This window comes from Alteromonas sp. BMJM2, from assembly GCF_027257845.1.
Classification (GTDB): domain Bacteria; phylum Pseudomonadota; class Gammaproteobacteria; order Enterobacterales; family Alteromonadaceae; genus Alteromonas.
This window is the reverse complement of the sequence record NZ_JAPVOT010000001.1, coordinates 537,591-553,085: the sequence shown is the minus strand read 5'-3', so window position 1 is coordinate 553,085 and position 15,495 is coordinate 537,591. Positions and strand designations below refer to the sequence as shown.

The 15,495-nt window shown below is 37.5% G+C and carries 14 protein-coding genes; 4 read left to right on the top strand and 10 right to left on the bottom strand.

Going from position 1 to position 15,495, the window contains the following annotated elements:
* Positions 1-13: 13 nt before the first annotated feature.
* Entirely contained in the window at positions 14-394 is a 381-nt protein-coding gene (locus O9X84_RS02410) for a glutathione S-transferase N-terminal domain-containing protein (RefSeq protein WP_269517932.1), read from the bottom strand.
* A gap of 282 nt (positions 395-676) precedes the next feature.
* On the opposite strand from O9X84_RS02410, the gene O9X84_RS02405 reads away from it, so the two are divergent.
* A complete protein-coding gene (locus O9X84_RS02405; RefSeq protein ID WP_269517931.1) occupies positions 677-1,111 on the top strand; it encodes a DUF1499 domain-containing protein in 435 nt (144 codons plus the stop codon).
* Between the two features lie 35 nt (positions 1,112-1,146).
* On the opposite strand, the gene nei is transcribed toward O9X84_RS02405, so the two are convergent.
* The 5 genes from nei to O9X84_RS02380 all read right to left on the bottom strand — a co-directional run bounded on the left by nei (position 1,147) and on the right by O9X84_RS02380 (position 7,382).
* Positions 1,147-1,971 carry an endonuclease VIII gene (gene nei, locus O9X84_RS02400; protein WP_269517930.1) on the bottom strand — a complete coding sequence of 275 codons (825 nt, stop codon included), beginning with the start codon at positions 1,969-1,971 and terminating at the stop codon, positions 1,147-1,149.
* Positions 1,972-2,276: 305 nt separating this feature from the next.
* Complete coding sequence (locus tag O9X84_RS02395) at positions 2,277-4,631, bottom strand: ATP-binding protein (RefSeq protein ID WP_269517929.1); 2,355 nt, start codon at positions 4,629-4,631, stop codon at positions 2,277-2,279.
* Complete coding sequence (locus tag O9X84_RS02390) at positions 4,624-5,295, bottom strand: ABC-three component system middle component 1 (protein WP_269517928.1); 672 nt, start codon at positions 5,293-5,295, stop codon at positions 4,624-4,626. The genes O9X84_RS02395 and O9X84_RS02390 overlap by 8 nt, the downstream gene beginning before the upstream one ends.
* A complete protein-coding gene (locus O9X84_RS02385; protein ID WP_269517926.1) occupies positions 5,288-6,601 on the bottom strand; it encodes an ABC-three component system protein in 1,314 nt (437 codons plus the stop codon). The genes O9X84_RS02390 and O9X84_RS02385 overlap by 8 nt, the downstream gene beginning before the upstream one ends.
* 412 nt (positions 6,602-7,013) lie before the next feature.
* Complete coding sequence (locus O9X84_RS02380; RefSeq protein WP_269517925.1) at positions 7,014-7,382, bottom strand: helix-turn-helix domain-containing protein; 369 nt, start codon at positions 7,380-7,382, stop codon at positions 7,014-7,016.
* A gap of 585 nt (positions 7,383-7,967) precedes the next feature.
* Between O9X84_RS02380 and O9X84_RS02375 the strand changes: the two genes are divergently transcribed.
* The gene (locus O9X84_RS02375; RefSeq protein ID WP_269517924.1) at positions 7,968-9,653 is read left to right on the top strand and encodes a recombinase family protein; all 1,686 of its coding nucleotides are present in this window, start codon (positions 7,968-7,970) and stop codon (positions 9,651-9,653) included.
* Positions 9,654-9,668: 15 nt separating this feature from the next.
* On the opposite strand, the gene O9X84_RS02370 is transcribed toward O9X84_RS02375, so the two are convergent.
* Positions 9,669-10,604, bottom strand: a complete 936-nt coding sequence (locus tag O9X84_RS02370; protein WP_269517923.1) for a hypothetical protein — start codon at positions 10,602-10,604, stop codon at positions 9,669-9,671.
* Positions 10,605-10,828: 224 nt separating this feature from the next.
* Between O9X84_RS02370 and O9X84_RS02365 the strand changes: the two genes are divergently transcribed.
* Both O9X84_RS02365 and O9X84_RS02360 read left to right on the top strand, forming a co-directional pair.
* A complete protein-coding gene (locus tag O9X84_RS02365; protein WP_269517922.1) occupies positions 10,829-11,392 on the top strand; it encodes a recombinase family protein in 564 nt (187 codons plus the stop codon).
* An 11-nt stretch (positions 11,393-11,403) separates the two neighbouring features.
* Positions 11,404-12,345: a ParB/RepB/Spo0J family partition protein gene (locus O9X84_RS02360; RefSeq protein ID WP_269517921.1), complete on the top strand. Its 942-nt coding sequence runs from the start codon at positions 11,404-11,406 to the stop codon at positions 12,343-12,345.
* Positions 12,346-12,527: 182 nt separating this feature from the next.
* Here O9X84_RS02360 and O9X84_RS02355 read toward each other — a convergent pair whose 3' ends face one another.
* The 3 genes from O9X84_RS02355 to O9X84_RS02345 all read right to left on the bottom strand — a co-directional run bounded on the left by O9X84_RS02355 (position 12,528) and on the right by O9X84_RS02345 (position 15,477).
* Positions 12,528-13,463 carry a hypothetical protein gene (locus O9X84_RS02355; RefSeq protein ID WP_269517919.1) on the bottom strand — a complete coding sequence of 312 codons (936 nt, stop codon included), beginning with the start codon at positions 13,461-13,463 and terminating at the stop codon, positions 12,528-12,530.
* A gap of 253 nt (positions 13,464-13,716) precedes the next feature.
* Entirely contained in the window at positions 13,717-14,964 is a 1,248-nt protein-coding gene (locus O9X84_RS02350) for a site-specific integrase (protein ID WP_269517918.1), read from the bottom strand.
* 78 nt (positions 14,965-15,042) lie between these two features.
* Positions 15,043-15,477, bottom strand: coding sequence for a DUF6538 domain-containing protein (locus O9X84_RS02345; protein ID WP_269517917.1), 435 nt, complete (start codon positions 15,475-15,477; stop codon positions 15,043-15,045).
* Between the last annotated feature and the right edge of the window lie 18 nt (positions 15,478-15,495).

The window sequence follows — 15,495 nt, the reverse complement described above, 5'->3', positions numbered from 1 at the left end:
ATTAACAATTCGGTTATTTTGCTTCAACAAAGCGCTCTTCTAAGTAACCAATAATTGCTTTAGAGTCGTACATCCATTCAACGCCCTTTTCATTTTCGATGCGAAGGCATGGTGTTTGAATTTTTCCGCCGCCCTGTAACAACTCTTCTCTATACGGCGAACCTTCGGAAACATTTCGCTTTTGAATGGGTACATTGTATTTATACATTGCTCTGCGCGTTTTGATACAGAAAGGGCAACCAAAGAATTGGTACAACGCTAATTTCTGACTTTCTTCAGCCACCTGCACTTGCTTTTCTGGCGAACGCTTTAGTTTAGTGCCGCGGGTAATAACATCGAAAAACGCAATGATGGCACCGAGTAAGTTGCGAATAAGGTTTATAAAGATTTTCATTTTACAGCTCTACTAACGAATGATGAAAAGACCGCGCAATTGTACTACTTAGTGCACCTGTTGATAATTAAGATCAGGAAATTTATTAGTGTTCGCAATGCTAGAATTCGTATTCTCAAAAAAGATTGTTAATTTTTTATATCGATACGCCGTTCTTGATGGATACAAAACGAAACGCACTTACCTCATTTATGGCCTTTTGATGAGCAAACAGCATATGCAGAGGAAAACTTGTGCTAATGTGTAACAATGGGGCGTGATATTTATATAAAAAGAGAAATGATGAAAAAGCGGTATTTATTACTTTGTTCGTTAGTGCTTGTAGGCTGCTCTGTTACTCCGCCAGAGCTGGGTATAAGCGGTGAATCACTTAAAGACTGTCCTGTTACTCCTAACTGCATTAGCAGTATGAACAATGGCTCTGGCGATATGGCACCAATTCTATTCAGCGGTGCAAGGGCAGACGCAAAGGAAAAGTTGCTTAGCGTTATACATTCACTACCTCGAACCACCGTAGTTGAAGAACGAGATAATTACTTGAGGGTGGAGTTCAGGTCGCAATTATTTGGCTTTGTCGATGATGTTGAGTTTTTACTATCACAAGCACAAAGTAATAAAACGAAAATTGACTTTAGGTCGGCATCACGGCTTGGGTTGTCCGACCTAGGTGCAAATAAAGCGCGAATGAAAAGGGTTACTGCGCTGTTTGCCAAGTAATACCTTTTCCGGTTTTTTAGGATAAGGTAATTCAACTAGATTAATGGCTGACAGCTTTCACACCAGTATATCCGGCGTCCATTCCGCTGCCCTTTAATTATTGGAGTAACACACTCTCTACATGGAAGTTCCTCGCGATTGAACACCATAAACCGAACGCTTTCATAGCTTCCCTTGGCTTTTGCAAGCGCGGTGGCCATACTCGTTGGCACTGTATGCCCTCTTGTTTTATACGCTCGCTTACTTACCGCTATGGTTTGTTTGGCTAGTGCCTCTATTTGCGCTGAGGTTAACTGCTTCGGTTTATAGTCAGGATGCACGCCTGCGGCAAACAGTATTTCACTTCGCAAATAGTTACCAATACCCGCTACAAAATGCTGGTCGAGATACAGCGCGCTTAAACTGCGGTTGCAGAAGCGCGCTGAAAGCAGTCGTTTACTGAGGGTTTGCCACTTTAAATTCTTCTGAAGTATGTCTGGGCCAATCTTTGTCAAAAATGGATGGACGAGAAGCTCCTCAGGCTGATAAATACCAATATCGGATGCACTATAAAGCAATGCGCTCTTCTCCTTGGTGTGTAGCGCTAATCGCAGGGAACGCTTGGTAGCAGGTAACTCGCCTCTTTTTGCGTTCATCCAAACGCCATAAAGTTGATTATGAGAGTAAACCGAAAGCTGATTATCAAAATGAATAAGCATGGCCTTACCTCTCGTCTCTACCTGCTCAACCCGTTGGCCTTTAAGCTTGGCAGCGCCTTGAGTTAGGTGAGGCAAACCAACTTCTATATCTTCTATCTGCTGACCTTCAATAACCTTAGCAATTTTATCTGCAGCAAGACGAATTTCTGGACCCTCTGGCATTTCACTAAACCCCTTTACGGATAACAATAAAACTAATAATACTAGGAATTTACGTTTGAAATCTGTGAGGGGATTTTTATTTTTTGGTTGTTTATAAACCAAGGTTGTTCAGACACAAAAAGGCCCCGTTCTTTTCACAGAAACGGAGCCTTCAAGATTATTTGGCGGGCCAAAAGGGATGAATGTGGGCACTGGACAATCAAAATAAAACTTCCTATTAATCAGTAACGTAAGTTTTTTAGGGTATCAGGGAAATCTAAACCTTCTGATACCCTAAGAGTAAACAGTTAATACGGACAAGAAATTTAAAAGCCTTTTTCCAACGCAGCTTTAGTTATCGCATTAAAATTTATTCTTTCTTGAGATAATCCAGCTTTACTAAACTTATATCTAAAGTAGCTTGAAGTATGATCTTCATGTGTCGAAATCAAAATTTGTCTATCTTTAAATTGATGCCTCAGTAAATCAATAAAACCAGCTACGTTTATCTCATCCATCGTTTGAACAGGATCATCTATAAGAAGTAGTTTATTTTTGGCATACTTGTGATTTAGAGCAATCGTAAAAGCAATTGCTAATGAAGAAAGCTGCCCTGAACTCATGGAGTAGATGACATCGTGATTAGAGTCTGGATCTTCTGTGAACGAAACCGATTTTCCGTCAGACTCTATGAAAATACCCAACCCATTTTGAAAGTTTTGTAATAACCTCCCTGTATAAATATGAAATAGAATTTCAATAGATTTACTAATGGACGTTATGTACTCACTGACATTTTCTTTGTACACCTTAACTAAGTCGCCTAATTTAGAATAATAATCGCTCGCCTTTTTAAATTGTTCTTTTCTTTCCATTAACTCTTGGCGGCGGCGGCGAACTTCTTTAGTCTTTGATTCATTGAATTTATAATTTATATAAGCAATTTTGTCGTCTATTTTTTCTTCTGTTAGAAGCTTTAACTGTTCTAACTGGTTTTTTAGAATCACATTAAAAGTGTCTTCCAACTCAGGAAGAATCAAGTCTTCTGATACAGGTTTAAAACTTAAAAGAACTCTATTTTCTAACTCTTCTATTTTTAAGGGTTCAGCTAAGCTAAAGCTCTTAGCATAGAGGTCATCAAGTAAAATCCCCTTACTGTTATACACCTCTTTTAATGATTTCAGCTGCTTAACTTGAGACTCACTGAGTTTACATATCGCTTGTTTGAACTCAATGCTGTCTTCGTAATTTTTTATTATCTCTAATGTCTGCTCTTTTATGACTCGCATATAAGATTTTTCAAAATCATTTATGGCGGATTGAATTAACTTACCGTTCGCATCCAATAGGGAGTCCAAAGCTGCTTTTTGCTCATCAAAACTTTGAAACAAAGCTTCGGCGGTCATCCAGTCGTGGCCGCACATTGGGCATTCATGTGGAGTCTCGTTGAGATTTTCAAAATGAGCTTTATAAGCATTTTTAAGCTGTTCTCTGTTATTTAGAAGCGAACTAAGGCGCTCATTTGCCTTGTTTGAAACTAGAAAGCTGTCGTTAATTTCTGCGCTTTTATTTAACATTTCCTCAGTATCAACTGGCTTTGACAAAAGTTGATTTAGCGTATTTGATGGAACTATGCGGTTCTTAATCACAAATACAGCACCTTTTTCCATTTGAGCAACAACCTCCTTCGCTTGCTCAAAAATCGAATTATGCTTTTTAAATTGAGGAATGTCGTCTAAAAACATCCCATATCGCAGCATTATCGAAGGAGCTTTACCTTTATAAAAGAGTTCCTGTTGTAGTTTTCTGTTGTATTCTATAGCCCTTAATTCTGGTTCTATTCTTATTAAATTTTTTATCTTTAATAAGTCTCCATTTTCTCCAACCCAATTACTAAAATTACCAGGGGTAAATACGATCTCTTCACGATCCCAAGGCTGCTCAGACACCTCTAATAATTTGAAAAACTTTGTTTGCTTTACGTCGGCAGGTGTCGAAGACTTTTCTAAATCAATAATTTCCTGTTCCATTTGACGAAGGTTGGTTTTTATAGTCGGAGTTTGTAAAGGTTGGATAGATTTTCTAATTTGCTCAATTTTTTCAATTTTTGCTCGATATTCAGAGACGTCGAAAAGGTGATCAATCTTCTGTTGCTTATCTGTAGCCTTTGTTTTTAAAAGAGCCGTATTTTCCTCTTGTTCGATATAATGGAACAGCCCGTAGTTTCTTTTATAATTTTTACCCAGCAACTTCGTCAAAATTTCACTTTCATTTTCAAAGTTAATAGGTTCACCATTTTTTAAAACTTTAAAATCAAAAGTTGCTTCAGAAATACTTTTTAATTCCCATAGTGAAGAGCAGCTCGCTCCTCTTTTTAAAACTACCTTATCCCCCTTTTCAGTTGTAACGCTCAATTCAACAAGAAGGTCATCGAAAGACTCTGCTTGATTATTTAGTAGTGGATACTTCTTCTTCTGCTTTTTCCCATAATGAGTTTTATTTTCAATATCAATGTATCTTTGAACTTTGCCAAGAAAAAGCAGTTCTAATGCATCATAAAATGAGGTTTTCCCGAATCCATTAGGGCCATCCAATAACGATAAGTGGCTCGATGTAAAATTTAACTCGAATTCTTTAAAAACTTTAAAGTTTTTAATTTTTAGTTTATCTAACTTAAACATCCTGTTCGCCTTCATTTTTCGTTACTAATAGTTCTAAAAGCTGTTCTCCTGGCAAATCTAGAACTTTATTCTTGAGTGCCGAAACAATTGTATCAAGTTTGGATAACTCTTCATTTTTAGAAAGCAGGAAATCATGCGAGTCGTATAACTGGGTAATGTCACCTGATTCACCATCTGGAATTGGCAAAAAAGTGAGCTTGATTGCAATTTTATAGAGAAGGTTTTCCCAGCTGTCTCTGTTTGTTTTATAGTTATTAAAGATCTCAGACGATAATAAACCTTTGGTGAAAAGTTGCTCTATACCATTCTCATGAACTTCATTTTTAAAATCATCAATCTCCTTTTCGGTATAATACAATACGTGTTTTTTAAAAAAATAAAGGTCTTCTTCTAATAAATTCAATCTAGATAAAGTAGAACGTTCTACTGTGTCAACTCTCCATAAAAGAAGTAAGTTTGTATTCTTTTCCATAGAGTTACTTGAACAGTAGGTTTTGCAGTCATAGAGCAACTTCGATTGAGCGTCATGATCCAACTTTTCTGGATTACCATCTATAACAATCCAATAGTCTTCAATATATTTCGACTTAAAGAAAAAAAACTTTTGATCAGCGATTTTTTCATAGCCGTAGATATTGAATAATTCTTCCATAAACTCAATCATTTATAATTCCCTTCGCGTCATTCAAAGAAATGAGAGATATTTTTTTTGCTTCATTAATCTTGTGATGCTTCATAGAGTCCTGCTCTTCATTTTCGGAGAATGCACCAATTGCAAGAGTGGAAAATATTGAACCTTTAGTGATATCCGAGGTAATAAGACTTCCAGATTCATATAGAAAGTCTACAGATTGGTCTAAAGAGTTCCTTACAATGTCTGTACAAAGCTTTTCTGAAAGGCTATTCCCTAAAGTAATGGCCGTTGGGTAATACAGTTCGCTATTTTTACTCCAAAAAAATAGTGGGTCTGTTGGACTTTTATAGTTTACTTCAGCTCTTATAAGCTCTTTAAATACCTCTAAAAGTCCATATCTAAAATCCTCTGAATTTATAGTATTATCTACTAACTCATCTAAAGATCTAAATGATGCTTTTCTATGAGGCATAACGCCTTGAATGAATGTTCTTAAATCTGCCACATCTAAGATATTAATATGAGATAGATAGTTGTTTAGGATAACTAACTTGTCATCCTCTTCTGCTAATTTACCAGCTTCAACTTCTTCTATACAAAAGTCATTAAAATACTCTCCGATCTTTTTAATTAGAAACCAATGAAAGTATTCCTCGCTGTCTATACTGTTCATATTTTGAACGACCATAACTTCAAAGAAACTATCAAACGATATATCGGATAACTGAGCAATGTGTCTGTCAGTAATTGCTGGGTTTTTGCATTCGATAATTTTGTGATGCACGTGAATTATGTGCTTAATTATCAAATCTTCTAAAATCAACCTAGTTTTTTCTATATAGCTTGAATCAGTGTATTTATATTCTGGTTGTCCAAGGGTTCGATAAGTTTTAGCAACCTGCTGATTGTTCCATGTATCTACTTCGTCGAGTTGACAAAACGAGCTTTCATTGCCTTGAGATGATTTGTACTGATATAGCTTTACTGGATCGTAATCGTCTTCATAATCGTCAGGTAAATCTTCAATTTCTTTCGCCACATGAAAATATGCTTCGGCAATACCTTTTTGTTGTGCTGTGTCACGTTGGTCATCAAACGCACCACTATATGAACTAAATCTCGTTGCTTTTTTTGCTTTAACTTGATGCATAGAGCGATAAGAGCCATCAAGATTTTTGATCGCAAAATCATCAAGACTTTCTATTTCCAATTTAAAGCTACGCGCGTCGTTACCAAGGTTTTCCATTAGCTTTAAGCAATGCATCAATGCAATCTTTCCTTGATATATATATCCACTACAAGAGGAAATCGCCGTGTGCGGAGGAACTTGAACCAAATTTAGTCTCCCTACTCTATTATCCTATTGAATCTTATAATAAAACCATAATAAATTCACTAATATAGTAAACTACAAATTGTATTCAGGGAAATGTAGAGTTGATGAAATAAATAACCATCCAAATCTAGCTAAATTAGTTCATCCGACGACTGAAAAATTTTCGTTGCCGAATGTTCTGAGCATCCACTTTACATTACGGACGTTATTAAAACGTTGTATGGGTGAAAAAATATCGCTTACTAGAGGAGCCTTAAAGTTTACAGTTATCTCTTCCACTATAAATATTATTGTGGTGGTCGTTCAATGTTAATTGGAGACATTGTGGCATTGTAACTGATTGCCTTATTTGCGAAGACTCAAACAATCACTAATTAATCTTGCAATTACTTCCACTATCTCTAAATAATTATTAAATCGTTTTTTTCCATTCAAACCCCGTAGCTTGTTCTTCTCTGCTTTTATGTTTTGATACGCGCTTACGCTTCTCATTTCTTTTTGTTAACAAAGAGGATGACTTAATTGGTGGCTCTGGCATAAAGTTATCTATCTCATGTAACTTACCTAAGGCACGCATTACAGCCAGTACCTTCAACATACCAACGCTTCGCTTACCGCCTTCCAAATTCTGAATTGTTGAAACATTTACGCCAGCCTTATCTGCCAATTCTCGTTGCTCTATTCCTTCATTAAGACGTGCCTGTAAGAATCGGTTGCCTATTATTTTTAAGATAGCGCCATTATTTTTTCTATATAGATCCATAAAAATGTCAATCTCCAATTTTGTTCCTGAACACTCACATTATAGTGAATAAAAACACTATAACGTCATAATTCGTCATCAATAATGCTTTTTTACAATATTATTTTGGTGTTTTTCGTTATTTTTGAGGTCTGATTAAGCTTTAGACTCAAGAAAAATATTAATATATTTACTTGCGACATATTAAAACCTTACTAAACTAAAATTAGGTTGTTGCGTTCAGTGCATTTTATTGAGTCGTAAAACCTAGAAAAACTTGGCTTTACTTCTTAAAAATCAATGCTCTAAGCGCTCCTTGAATTTTAACTAAAAATTTTGGGAGGTTTCAAAATGACCTACATTTCGTCTTTATTATCCTACTGCTTCTCTGTTATTTGATTTAATCAAAGTGAAAATTAAAATCACTCTTGACACTACAACATCCGTAGAAGTTTCACTTAATGAATCTTTTATAGGTACGAATTTGTCAAAAGATGAGGAGCAGGTCTTACGAATTCTTATTGAGAATATTCTGAAATCAGAAATCGAAACAGACCTAGATGATAGTAGTTAGTGAAGGCAAAAATAAGGAGTATTGAATCCTGCACCTAGAAGGAATATAAAATGAGAATATATAGCTACAGACGCGTTAGCTCTGGGAGACAAGTAGAAGAGGGAGACTCTTTAGACAGCCAGTTTAACGCAATAACAGAATGGGCAGAACGAAATGGTCACGAAATTGTCAAAGATTTCGTAGATGAAGGCGTTTCAGCTTTTTCTGGTAATCGACCACAATTTGATCTTTTGTTAGAGGAGTCTGTTGCAAATAAAGACCATATAGACGGAATCGTAGTTTACAACTTCTCTAGATTTGCCCGTAACCAGATAATACGCCTAACAGCGGAAGAGAGACTGGAAAGGGCTGGAGTAAAGCTCTTCTCCGTCCGAGAAGAACTCCCTGAGGACGATGACCTCGCCTTTCTTCTAAAAAACATCATAGGTACAGTAAACGAACACCAAAGTAGACAAAACTCAAAAACAGTAAAAGATGCACTTAGAGAAACTGCAAGAAAAGGTTATTACACTGGCGGAGTTGTACCATTCGGATACAAAGCAATAGATTGCCCTGAACTGGATGGAAATAAGAAAAGACGAACTTTAGTCATAGAACCAAATGAAGCTGAAGTTGTGAGTAAAATATTTGAACTTGCAAGCACAGGAACTAAAGGAAAAGCGTTTGGAGTAATAAACATTGCAAAAGAATTAAATAATAAAGGGATGTATAAGAAGAACAAAGCTTGGACCTCGAACGATGTTCACAGAATACTCACCAATACAATTTATTATGGTGATCTTGTTTTCCAAATCAAAGAAAATACCAAAGTAACAGAAAGAATAATCATTAACGTACCATCCATAATTAAAAAAGATCTTTTTGATTTAATTAAGGAAAAGATGGAGGCTAGACGACCTTCAAATACTGAATCCAAAGGCATTCGTTCTAAATCTTTATTAACAGGAATATTAACTTGCAAATGCTGCGGTGCTAATTATCGCATTATTACTGGTAAATCTGGTAAGTACGAATATTACAAATGTCGAAATAAAGTAATAATTGGTACTTGTGCTGACAGCCCTAATTTCGCTAAGAAAGAAATTGAGGACGCGATACTTGATACTTTAGTTAAAGAGATATTTAACAGCTCTAGAATAGAGTTAATTAAAGAGTTGGTAACAAAAGTGTACAAGGAGTTGAAAACAAAAAACAAGGGCAAAGTCACATCAATATCAAAGAAAAAGCAACTAATCGACAACAAGATATTTAATCTGTGGGACCAAGTTAGTGAGAGTAAGCTTAAAGTAGATGAGTATTTTGAAAATCACATGAACCTTTTAAAAAGGCAACATGAAACATTAGAGCAAGAATTAAACGATGTAAAACGGGCGTCTGAGTTACCTATTTTAAAATTTGGAAGAACAAAAACTAATGAATTTTTAAAACACCTTAAAGCTGCATTTTTTGAAAATAGAGATGAAGAGCTAATAAAGTCTTACCTGCTGGCCGTAGTAGACAAGATGGAGGTGTCGCGTACGAGGATCAAAATTACAGGACAGAACGAAAAGTTAATTAGCCTAATTTCAAAACAAAAAATGGACACCAAATTGGTGCCCACTTCCGTATCAATATGGCGGAGAGAGAGGGATTCGAACCCTCGTAAATGCGAGACCAATATAAAATCAATATTAAACAACAGCTTAAACATACATCAACAACGCTTTTTGTACCAGCTTTTTGTACTAGTATCATAAGCGTAAATGTTCTGCTTAATTTTCATTTTGTGATTGATTCGATATTTTAATAAATATATCTTCAAGTGCACCTAGCGATCTCTCAGTCAAATTATAAATTAACGCATCATTCTTAATGGATTTTGAAAGTAAATCCTTAGGTACAAACTTTAGCGCCATAGCATTTGATTTATCTTTATTAAAAACCCTATTGTCTAAAGGGATAGCGCTTTTTAACTCTTTAGGTCTCCATGATTCTGGAAGTTCTAAGATGATGCTCTGAAAGATAGTATAGGCTTCGTTGAGCTCTTGCTTATGGAGGCTATTGTCTTTGTTGAGCCCAAACTGGTCAGCAAGCCAATTAGTTAAAAGGTACCGTCCGTCTTCACTCTGAACAATGGGTCTCACAATATCACTGTATGCATCTATATTAACGGGAATCTCTGATTTCCTATCGTCTTCTTGAACGTTTTTCTCGAAGTCTTTCCATTTTGCACTGCCCGTTTCGTCAACAATTACAGCTTGAAGAGTAGCTATTTCTTTGTCCTTTTCCACTATGATGTCGCGATACTTAGATTCAGTTTGCCTAATTAAGTTATATATCCTTCTTTTGTCATCCTCATCTAACGGGATTTTTCCTTCAAGTTTCATGCTAGCTTTACGGCTTATGTATTGTTGAATGGAATTCCAGCAAAATTCTGATGACTCAGATAGAACAGGAAACAAGATTATGTAAACAGATGAAGCTATAATGGGATAAATCAATACATCATGGAATGAAAGAAAGTGCAGCTCTATGTAATTTAACTTACGCTCGACTGTATGGTCACCTAACAATAAGAAGTATAAAAACTCCCAGTTAAATATCAGCCAAGAAAACAAAAAAGCACTACCAAACTTAGAACTCACTCTGCTTTTTACTAAATGAGTTAAAGTATCAATGAGATTTCCTGTAGATTCTGAAATTGACATTGGGCTCCTCCTTGTTTAATTCCTTTTCAGCAGCTTACATTAACGTAAATTTCTTCACTACATAAGTAGTGCAAGGCTAATATCCCTGACTTTCAATATAATACCCACTAGGTATACCCAAACAGGTATAGTCATCAAATCACTATCATGTACCTATTTGTATTGACTTTTATTTATGGACACATCATTATCCACCACCTCTTAGAATCAAACAGGTACAGGAAGTGGCTGATTTAGCATACATTAGGGTTTCTACTACAGACCAAAACACAGACCGTCAGTTGTCAGACTCTGGACTCTCTTTCAAGAAGCAATTCATTGACCGCTGTAGTGGTGGTACTACTAACCGTCCAGCACTAGAAGACCTTAAGGAATATGCTAGAGAGGGTGATACCGTCCATGTTCATAGTATTGATAGGCTCGCTAGAAACCTCGTAGACCTCAAGACACTCGTAACCCAATGGAACTCAGACGGTATTAACGTAAAGTTCCATAGAGAAGCTCTGTGCTTCAATGCTGGTGGGTCTGATGCTATGTCTGACCTGATGTTAAGCATGTTAGGAGCTGTTGCCCAGTTTGAGCTATCAATGATTCAAGAGAGACGTCAGGAAGGCATAGAGAAAGCCAAGCAAGCTGGCAAGTATCGTGGACGTCCAGTTAATAAATCCAACCACCTGCGCATCCACACACTGCGTTCAGAAGGTGTATCGCTTCGTAAGATTGCCTCTGAGGTAGGTGTGTCATTATCAACAGTACAACGGGCTCTAGCAGCCTCTGAGAACGCTTAATGAACCAATACATGTCAGATAGTAGCTTTACTGACTTAGACCCTAGAGAACTAATCTTAGACCGTTATATGCAGGCTCGTGACCCTGAGCTCATCAAGAACAATAAGGCGAGAGAGGCGCAGATAAAGAAACAAGAGGAGCAAGACAAGGACATACTAGATGACCTACTAAATGGTGGAGAAATAAAGCTCCCAATCGTTGTGTTTGAAGTCGATGGGAAGCTATATGTTGTGGACGGATTCCATAGGACTAAAGCTTGCCTTGCTTACCTCAAGAAGCACCCAGACAGTTACCTTAAAGTTAAAGCTAATCTAGTCAAGAATCGCACCTACCAAGAGGCATTCATAGAGGCTCAAGCTATGAACCAAGGTCATGGCGTGGGGGTGTCTAAAGCAGAAGTAAATCAGTCAATCTTTAGGTCTCTACTAATACAGCGTAAGTTTGAGTTAAGCGTTTCTGACCTTCAAGCCCTTTTCACCTGTAGTAGAGGTCATGCCAACCATGTACAGAAGGCTCTGAAAGCCTGTAGTGAAGCATTAGGTGATGACGCGTGTGATATGTCCATTGATGTTGTTAAGCTCATACTCATGCTTAGGCCTCGCTTAGAATCTAAGTACGACCTCACTAAGAGCGCATGGGACTCAAAAGGAGTACCGCGGATAAGACGTCTAGCTGATGCCTACTCTGGTAAAGAGCTTCCAATTGAAGATGATCAAGACGTTATCAAATATCGCACTGCTGCCCTTGAAGCAGACCTATTGAAGCATATTGATAATTACGGCGATGGTATCTTCAGAGAGGCACTGCGTAAGGCTGTTAGGGGGAGAGGCCTTGGTGTCACAATCACTAAGAAAGCCAAGTGGGAACAGGATCATGGCTACTCTGAAGATGAGCAGTATTTACAGGAAAGCGATGAATACGAGAAGTCGCAATTAGAAGATTATAGGTTTTAATCAACATTAATCATCACCCTAAAGCCATGGTATATAAGGGCTGGACATGAGTTAAAGCCTAAGTGTACACATGTGTACAACAGGGACTCTTAATATGTACACAACAGTTTAATACCCCTACAGTTTCACCGTACTAAAACGTAGAGTATGTTTTAAGAAGAGTCCCTTCATTTCTCTTTTTGCTAGGTCTTGTCAATAACTTCAAGTAGCTGACCATCTAAAGTAACTTTAACCCTGATAAAGTTCTTCACTATCGCTCCAAATCCATTTGTACCGCGATAAACTGTTTGCACGATGAGGTGGTCCCCCTTATCTGAAAAGGTCGTTTCTACGTGCTCATAACTATCTGGGTTGTGCATACTTTTTTTAATAACATACTCTAGCGCTCTGTGTGAGCCATCCCATGCATTAAATTGTGCTTGTATGCGGTCTGCTCGTTTTTGATTTGCTTTACGTAGTCGTTCTGCTTCACCAAAACGCTTGTCGTACTGTTCAAACTTGGAAGAATATAGTGTATTTTCAGGATGCATCTTTACAAGCTGTTCATAAAGATCACGATTTTCTTCTAGCCTCGTTGCTGGAAGTTTTTTTAGTTTACTCAGAATACTTTCAGTCGCCGTTTCAATTCTTTTTTTCTCTAGAGCAACATTGACCATGCGGTGAAGTTCTTGAACTTCTGTGTCACCAGTTAGAACATATTGGAAAAGCATGTTACTCACGGCACTATACTCTCCATTGTCGAATGCTGTATTTGCTTCATTCATGATGGAGTTTCGATGCTTTTCAAAATAATCAATCGTATCTTGTTTTGCCTTAGCCTCAGCTATACTTTGCGCTAGTTCTCGCTCTGCTTGACGCTCTCTTGAAGACTCTCTGAGCATTTCTGTAGAGAAGTAGCCTGTAATAAAAAAGAGAGCTATAAGTGAAATTGCCCTTATCTTTACTGGGATTGAAATATGCGTTTTAGAGAATGCAAAGTCTCTCACAGGAGGTATAAGTAGTGTTGACATAAGAAGCAAAGCTAGTCCAGATACAGGAGCACTGAAAACAGTTACAATACCAAGCAGAAAGAAAATGACACCAAATAACCAATTAAGCACAAGATAAACGTAAGACATATTAATTCCTTTTAGTCGTCTTATGATGTTTGAAACGCAGTGTATTGCGATCAAAAGCAGAGATACGAAATTATACTAAAGCATAATACATGTCCACTCTCTAGAAAATTGCGCAAACATAAAATCCAGCGATAAGACACTTATCTTCGAGATACAGTGAAAAGTAAACTACGTTTTAAATGGATATAACGAGACGACGCAATCGTAGTCAAAGGGGACACCTCGCCCCCTCCCCCCTCACTACCAAATGTTGTCAATAAATTCTATCGAGGTTTAGTTTAGGGAGCTTATCAATAGCTTCCTTTTTGGCTTTTAATGGTACAGGACCGCAGTAGCGGCCACCTTCAGATTTTGCTGCATGCCCTGTAATTGAATCACTCACACTATCTGAAACACCTAAGACTCTCATTTCTGTCTTAAAGGCATGTCTAAAGGCGTGTGTGGGTTGACTGATAGCAATACCTTTTGTTTTAACTTTAGCACTCCACCATTTACTAAACGCTCCTGAATACTTGCCGTATGTGCCAGAAGTGAGACCTGAAAACAACCTTCCCTTTGCTCTATCAACAAACTCTAAAAAGCCTAGCTCTAGAATATGTTCAGGTATTGGAATATGCCTTAAAGAGGAATCAGTCTTGATGCTCTGACCTTCACCCCTACGAATATTTAAATAATGAATACCGTTCTCGTCGCACCCTACATCAGATTGATCTAACTGCGCAATTTCAGACAATCTAGCACCCGTATACCTACAAAGAAGAGGAATCCAGTAACACGCTAGCCCATATGTATGGTTGAGAGATGAGTCTATAAATAATTCATCAGAAAATAGCTTAGTAATGTCGTGATTTGAATATCCTCTACCAGTAATATCAGCTTCTGTCTTTTTCTGAGTATTCTTAACGGATACACCAAATGTAGGATTAAAGGAAATTAGTCCCAGTTCTACCGCGTATGTGAATACAGGGGATATCTGTTTTATTGCATTTGCCACTGTCTTTGGCGATAAAAGCTTTGCACCACTAGTTTCAGCAAATCTAATTTGTATGGGTATAGGCATACTCTTGACAGCTTGCGTCCTATTTTTGGGGAGCTGTAATAACGTATCCCTATACTTAGCTATGTCACTCTTTGAGATACTTGCGATATCCTTATCACCAAGTATTGATACAAAACGCTCAACCTTAGCTTTTGTTTCATCTAGTGTCTTTAACCTAGATTGATTATCTTTGTTCTGAAGTAAATCTGAGGCTCTCCAATGCTCATAGATGTTAGATATACTGTTCTCTATACCAAACGTATTACTAGCTGAAGACTCACTTTCAGCGGTCACATAAAGTGGTTCATGGGCAAGTGACATATCTCTTGGCTCATGGCCCCAATTCCCTCTATGACGACTCAAACATAGCTTTTCTAAATCAATCAAGTGGCGGTGAAAAGCTTTGGCTAAATTAATATATGAAGTACTCGAATGAGGAATACATAAGCCTTCTAGCTTCAATTGTGGGTCAATGAACTGAGACAACTCTTTGGCAAACGCTTGTAACTCTGAGGTAGACGCTCTCAGTACTTCTGAGCCTTACAGCGAGAGTGTATCTGTAAAACCAAACCAATGAGGGTCTCTATTGATATCAAAGTCCATCCCTTGTGAGGAACCGCGACGAAGGCCTTCATTTTCACCGTTATGATAGACAAGAGAATTATCAAAGCTGTCTGTTCTTTGGACCTTTTCTCGTGCAGAAACATACCAACGGTTAGCAATTAGCTGACAGTCTCGCAGGGATAGTTCTTGGGTAGCCTTACCTTTAAGCATTAACTCTGCATGGTCCAATTGCTCATCAATATCAGCCAATAATGGGATTATTCGCTTTTTTGCTTCACGTAAATCTTTAGTACGTAATGACTGCTTAAACTCACGTTTCCCAATGATGGGAATTAGGTGATGGGGAACACCTTTTCTAAGATAGTATGTACCTGACTTGGGATGCTTGAACGGAGAACTCATCTTACTCATTTGTACCAACCTTTTGTA